This window comes from Vibrio sp. 1978, from assembly GCF_033344345.1.
In genome coordinates, this window is sequence record NZ_JAWPOP010000683.1 from 1 (window position 1) to 613 (window position 613).

The window sequence follows — 613 nt, forward strand, 5'->3', positions numbered from 1 at the left end:
CGTCCGCATTCCGGAGATCGAGCAAGGGCAAAAAGCTCAATGCCCTTGATGTTCGCATTCACTTACAAAAATTAACGCCAAGCCTTATCAAAGCGTGATTGCGGTATCGTCTGCGTGTTTGATCATGCTGGTGCTCAGTATCTCTTTCCCATTCATGTCATTCAGCGTGCAAGGGTTGTCGCAAGAGATCACTCTACTTCACGCAGCCAAAATGCTGGCTGAATTTCAAAACGCTCTTCTTGGTGCGCTTCTGCTCGCGACGGTCGTCGTTTTGCCAGCTATCTATGTGGGTTTGATCCTTTTTCTGCACCTTGAGGCGTTAAAAGTTCGCAACCATCCGCCGTCTAAAAAGCAGCAGCGTATGGCCAAAGTACTTTGCCGAATTCTGTTTCGAGTTGAACCGTGGTTAATGGTCGATGTGTTTTTAATTGGCGTATTGGTGAGCTTAATTAAAATTGCGTCTCTGGCCGACATCGGAATGGGCAGCTCGTTTTGGGCGTTTTGCGTATACACAATATTGGTGGTGAAATGCATTTCGATGGTCGATAAAAGCTGGCTGTGGGGGCACTTTATTCCGGCAATCGAGTTACCAAGCGTCAAAGAAGGTGACACT

Annotated in this window: 1 pseudogene; it reads left to right on the forward strand. The window is 47.3% G+C overall.

The window, feature by feature from the left end:
* A pseudogene (locus tag R8N49_RS28520) lies at positions 1–613 on the forward strand (paraquat-inducible protein A); the annotation flags it as partial.